Origin of the sequence: Frankia sp. AiPs1, assembly GCF_023716945.1 — a bacterium.
Classification (GTDB): Bacteria; Actinomycetota; Actinomycetes; order Frankiales; family Frankiaceae; genus Frankia.
This window is the reverse complement of the sequence record NZ_JAMQQF010000380.1, coordinates 1-5,730: the sequence shown is the minus strand read 5'-3', so window position 1 is coordinate 5,730 and position 5,730 is coordinate 1. Positions and strand designations below refer to the sequence as shown.

The window sequence follows — 5,730 nt, the reverse complement described above, 5'->3', positions numbered from 1 at the left end:
GCGGTGCCCGCCGCGCCGCCCGTGCGCGCCACCGCCCCGGGCCATCCCGAACGCGTTCGCGCCGACGTGCCCGCCTCCCGGGTGGAGCGCCTGCTCTGGCGCCAGCTCGCGGATCTCGCCGTCCCCGTCGGCGACCCTGGCCGCGGTTGCGCCGCCGACGTCGACCGGCCGGGACCGCCCGCCGACGTCGACCGGCCGGGGCCGGACGGGCGGGGGCCCGTCGATCGGCGCTGATCGGTTCGTTGCCGCGGTGACGGCGGTCCACAGGCCGCTTTAGCGCTGCTTTATCGCCGCTGCGCACGATCCTGGCCCGCGCGGCGAGAGGGCCGCGCCCGAACCTCTGGGGCCAGGATGACCAGCAACCAGACAGCCGTGGCGGATCCGCCGGCCTTTCCGATGGACCGCGGCTGCCCTTACCACCCGCCGTCCGGATACGAGCAGCTCAAGCAGGACGGGCCGATCACCCGGGTGCGGCTTTTCGACGGCCGGGTCGTGTGGGCGGTCACGAGCTACGAGGAGGCCCGCCGGCTCCTGGTCGACCCGCGACTGTCCTCCGACCGGTCCCGGCCGGACTTTCCGGTGATGGTCCCGCGGATGACCGCGGCGAAGCTGGTCGCGTTGGTCGGGATGGACCCACCGCAGCACGACATCCAGCGCCGCATGCTGATCGGCAGCTTCACGGTGCGGCGCGCCAACGCGCTGCGCCCCGACATCGAGCGCATCGTCGCAGCCCGCGTCGACGCCCTGCTGGCGCACGGCCCCGGCGAGGTCGTCGACCTGGTGACGTCGTTCGCCCTGCCGGTTCCCTCCACGGTGATCTGCGAGTTGCTCGGCGTGCCCTACACCGATCACGAGTTCTTCGAGGAGCAGACCCGCCGGATGCTGATCGCGACGAGCTCCGCCGAGCAGGCGGCGGGCGCGTCGGCCGCTCTGGTCGGCTACTTCGACGAACTGATCACCAGGAAGCGGGACACCCCCGGGCAGGGCCTGCTCGACGAGCTGATCGCCGAGCGGCTTGTCCCCGGCGAGCTGGGGCACGACGAGCTCGCGTCCATCGCGATGTTCCTGCTCGTCGCGGGCCACGAGACGACGGCGAACATGCTCGCGCTGAGCGTGCTGGCCCTGCTGGAGCATCCCGACCAGCTCGACCTGCTGCGCCAGGACCCGGCCGGGCGGGCCGCGGTCGCCACCGAGGAGCTGCTGCGGTTCCTGTCGGTGGCCGACGAGATCCAGCGCATTGCGGCCGCCGACATCGAGGTCGGTGACGTCGTCATCCGGGCCGGCGACGGGGTGTACCTGCCGACGGCGGCGGCGAACCGTACCGGCTCGGCGTTCCCCGATCCCGATTCGCTGGACATCACCCGCACCGCCCGTGGGCACCTCGCCTTCGGCTATGGCATCCACCAGTGCATCGGGCAGAACCTCGCCCGGGTCGAACTCGAGATCGGACTGCGTGAGCTGTTCGGTCGGATCCCGACGCTGCGGCTGGCCGAACCCGTCGAGGCGCTCGGGGCGAAGCCGGGCGGATCCGTGCAGGGCGTCTACCGGCTGCCCGTGGTGTGGTGAGCCGGCTCGCGGGGCGGCCCCGACCGATCGGGTCGGGGCCGCCTGCGCCCGCGCGCCGTCCCCGGGCGGCGCGGGTCAGGCCGCCTGGTCGCGAATGAACCGGACGACCGCCGACGGCGTGGGGTGCTCGTAGAGCAGCACCGGTGGCAGCGTCAGCCCGGTGGCCTCGCAGAGCCGGTTGCGAACCTCCAGCGCGGTGAAGGACGAGAAGCCGATGTCCAGGAAGTTGTCATCGGCGCCGATGGACTGCGGGTCCGCGTGGCCGAGGACGTCGGCGGCGGCCCCGAGCACCAGGGCGAGCAGGGCCGCGGCGGCCGAGTGCCCGGCGTCGCCGTTGTTCGTCGGCGCGACCGCCGAACCCGGCGTCGGGACGCCGGGTTCGGCGGTGGCGGCAGGGGCGGCGACAGGGGTGGCGGCAGGGGTGGCGACAGGGGTGACGACCTCGGGCGGCCACCAGTACCGACGGTGCTCGAACGGATAGGTGGGCAGCTGCGGCGGCGCACCCTGCGCCGGGCCGAACCAGGCGTGCCAACGGATGTCCGCGCCCCGTACGTGCAGCCGGGACACGGCGGTGGCCAGCGCCTGCTCCTCGGGCCGGTCGCGCACCAGGGTGGGCGCCGCCAACACCGCGGTGGCGTCCGGCGGCAGGCAGGCCGAGACCATCGGGGTGAGCACCGCGTCCGGGCCGATCTCCAGGAAGGTCGTCGCCCCGGCGGCGTGCAGGGCTCCCACGGCATCGGCGAATCGCACCGGCGAGCGTAGCTGGCGCACCCAGTAGTCGGGGTCGCGCAGATGCTCGAACGTCGCCGGTTCACCGGTCAGGTCGGAGACGATGTCGATGGTCGGCTGCTGGAAGCGCAACCCGGCCACCACCTCGCGCAGCGGCGCCGCGGCGCCGTCCATGTGCGCGGAGTGGAAGGCGTGGCTGACCCGTAGCGCGCGGGTCCGCCGTCCACGGCTGGAGAACAGGGCCGCGACCCGGGCGACCGCGTCGGCGTCCCCGGACACGACGGTCGCTCTCGGCCCGTTGACGGCCGCCAGCGACACCCGCCCCTGCTCCTCGGCGAGGGCCCGGCTGACCTCGTCCGCAGTCGCCTCGCAGGCCACCATCGCGCCGCCGGCGGGCATGGCCTGCATCAGCCGGCCTCGGGCGGCGACGAGAGCGGCGGCGTCCGGCAGCGGTAGCAGGCCCGCGGCGTGCGCGGCGGCCAGCCCACCCACCGAGTGGCCGGCGACCAGATCCGGTGCCGGTCCGAGGTCGACCAGTAGCCGGTACAGCGCCGTCTGCACCGCGAACAGCGCCGGCTGGGCGTACTCGGTCCGGTCGAGCAGCGCCGCCTCGGCGCTGCTCGCCGCGGCGAAGACCAGATCGGCCAGCGGGCGGTCGAGCAGCGGCTCGAACGCCGCGAAGACCTCGTCGAGGGCGGCGGCGAAGACCGGCTGACGGGCGTAGGTCTCCTGACCCATGCCCGCCCACTGGCTGCCCTGGCCCGTGAAGAGGAACGCCGTTCGCCCACCCCCGGGTGGCCGTCCGCCCGCGCCGGCCGCGGAGTCTCGTACGACCAGTCCGTCCGGTCGCCCCGCTGCCAGGGCCGCGAGTGCCGTCAGTCGCCGTTCCCACGGGCCGGGCAGCACGACCGCCCGGTGCCGTTGGGCCGTGCGGCCGATCGCCAGGGTCCGACCCACCTCGGCGGCGCGCAACTCCGGTTGTTCCCGCAGCCGTGCCAGCAGCCGTCCGGCTGCGGCGCGCAGCGCGGTCTCGGTGCGCCCGGTCAGCGGCCACGGGTCGCCGACGGGACCTTCGGCGACCGGCCGTGGCGCGGTTCGCGGATCCGGCCCGCCGCGCTGCGATCCGGGTTCGGTCGTCGTCGGCTCCTGCGTCGTCGGCTCCTGCGTCGACGGCTCCTGCGTCGGCTGTTGCTGCGACGGCTCCTGCGTCGTCGTCGGCTGCGGCCGAGTCGGCGGCTCCGGTGCCGACGGCTCCGGTGCGGGTGGCTCCTCCAGGATGACGTGGGCGTTGGTCCCGCTGATGCCGAACGAGGAGACGCCAGCCCGCCGCGGATGATCGCGTCGCGGCCAGTCGCCGGCTTCGGTGAGCAGCCGGACGTCGCCGCTGGCCCAGTCCACGTGCGGGGTGGGCGTGTCGACGTGCAGCGTGCGGGGCAGCCGGCCGTGCCGCATCGCCTGCACCATCTTGATCACACCCGCCGCCCCCGCGGCGGCCTGGGTGTGACCGATGTTCGACTTCAGGCTGCCCAGCCACAGCGGCTGGTCGGCGGGGCGGCCCTGCCCGTAGGTGGCCAGCAGCGCCTGGGCCTCGATCGGGTCGCCGAGACGGGTGCCGGTCCCGTGCGCCTCGACGGCGTCGACCTGCTGCGGGGCCAGCCGCGCGTCGGCCAGGGCCTGGCGGATCACCCGCTCCTGGCTGAGCCCGTTCGGCGCGGTCAGCCCGTTGCTCGCCCCGTCGGAGTTGACCGCCGACCCGCGCAGCACCGCCAGGACGCGCCGGCCGGCGCGTCGGGCGTCGGAGAGCCGTTCCAGCAGGACCAGGCCGACGCCCTCGGCGAAGCCCGTGCCGTCCGCCGCGGCCGCGAAGGCCTTGCAGCGGCCGTCCGGTGACAGCCCGCGCTGCCGGCTGAACTCCACCAGCAGCACCGGTGTCGCCATCACCGTCACCCCACCGGCCAACGCCAGGTCGCACTCGCCGCGGCGCAGCGCCTGGGCAGCCAGATGCATCGCGACCAGCGCGGAGGAACAGGCGGTGTCGATGGTGACCGCCGGCCCCTCCAGCCCCAGGTGGTAGGCGACCCGTCCGGACGCCACCGACGTCGCGTTACCGGTCATCAGGTGGCCCTCGAAGCCGGCGGGCACCCGCTCCGGCGGCGGCACGTAGGCCTGGGACACCAGCCCGGCGAACACCCCGGTGCGTGACCCGCGCAGCGAGCCCGGCGCGATGCCGGCGTCCTCGAAGGTCTCCCAGGAAACCTCCAGGAGCTGCCGGTGCTGCGGGTCGCTGGCAGTCGCCTCCCGCGGGCCGATGCCGAAGAACGCCGCGTCGAAGCCGCCCGCGTCGGCGAGGAATCCGCCGTCGCGGGCGTAGGTGGTGCCCGAGTGGTCGGGGTCCGGGTGGTAGAGGTGGTCCAGGTCCCACCCGCGGTCGGTGGGCAGTCCGGAGACGGCGTCGCGTTCGGCGTCGAGCAGCTGCCACAGTGCGTCGGGGGAGTCGACGCCGCCGGGGAAGCGGCAGCCCATGCCGACGATCGCGATCGGCTCGTGCAGGCGTGCCTCGAGCTCGGAGACCCGCCGCCGGGCCTGGCGCAGGTCGGTGGTCGCCCGCCGCAGGTAGTCGCGCATCCGCTGCTCGGTGCTTGTCTCGATGCTCGTCGCATCGGTGGTCGTCGCATCGGTGGTCGCGGTGGTGCCCGCGACGTCCCCGGCCACCTCGTCCCCCGCGGCCCGCGGGGCGGCGCGCACGGCGGCCGTGGTGCTGGCCTGATCGGTCATCTTTCTCGTCTCCTGTCGCGCCGGCTTCGGGGGTGATGTCCCGGCGGGCGCGATGCGTGCCGGCCCGCCGGGGGCGATCGGGGCTCAGGACGTACCGAGCTCCTCGTCGAGAGCGCGGAAGAGCTCCTCGTCGGAGGCGTCGGTCAGCTCGTCGGCCGAGGTCGGCTGGATCGGGACGGCCGAGCCGCCGACGCCGTCCGGTCGGGAGCCGGCCGCCTCCTCCCACCGCCACAGGGCGTCCCGCAGCCGGTCCCGGATCGCGGCGAACTCGGGGCTGTCCACCGTCACCTCGGCGATCAGCCGGTCCAGCTCGGCGGCCGTGTCGTCCGGTGCCAGCAGCGCCAGCAGCCTGGCCGCGAGTGCGGCGGGTGTCGGGAAGTCGAACGCCAGGGTCGTGGGCAGCCGCAGCCCGCTCGCCGCACTGAGCCGGTTGCGCAGTTCGACGGAGGTCAGCGAGTCGAAGCCGATCTCCTTGAGCGCCTGGTCGGCGCCGACGTCGTCCGGGTGGCCGTGGCCGAGCACCGCGGCGACCTGCTCGCGGACCAGGGTGAGCAGGTAGCGCTCGCGTTCGGCGCCGCGCAGCCTGGTCAGCCGCTCGGCCAGGTCACCCGGTGCGTCACCGCCGGGGGTCGAGCTGCCCGCCGCGGCCCGGCGCACCGA

Annotated in this window: 3 protein-coding genes and 1 pseudogene; 2 read left to right on the top strand and 2 right to left on the bottom strand. The window is 74.9% G+C overall.

Annotated features, from left to right (window positions below):
* The coding region (locus ND748_RS23380; RefSeq protein ID WP_251748111.1) for a DUF6059 family protein at positions 1-234 on the top strand (234 nt) is incomplete at its 5' end.
* Positions 235-351: 117 nt separating this feature from the next.
* Entirely contained in the window at positions 352-1,566 is a 1,215-nt protein-coding gene (locus ND748_RS23375) for a cytochrome P450 (protein WP_251748110.1), read from the top strand.
* 75 nt (positions 1,567-1,641) lie between these two features.
* On the opposite strand, the pseudogene ND748_RS23370 reads toward ND748_RS23375, so the two are convergent.
* Both ND748_RS23370 and ND748_RS23365 read right to left on the bottom strand, forming a co-directional pair.
* Positions 1,642-4,935, bottom strand: a pseudogene (locus ND748_RS23370) (type I polyketide synthase); the annotation flags it as partial.
* A 219-nt stretch (positions 4,936-5,154) separates the two neighbouring features.
* Positions 5,155-5,730: phosphopantetheine-binding protein (locus ND748_RS23365; RefSeq protein WP_251748108.1), on the bottom strand; the 576-nt coding region annotated here is incomplete at its 5' end.

Excerpts from the sequence above, each read along its gene's own strand:
- ND748_RS23375 (WP_251748110.1), top strand. The coding sequence starts at position 352 with ATGACCAGCAACCAGACAGCCGTGGCGGATCCGCCGGCCTTTCCGATG.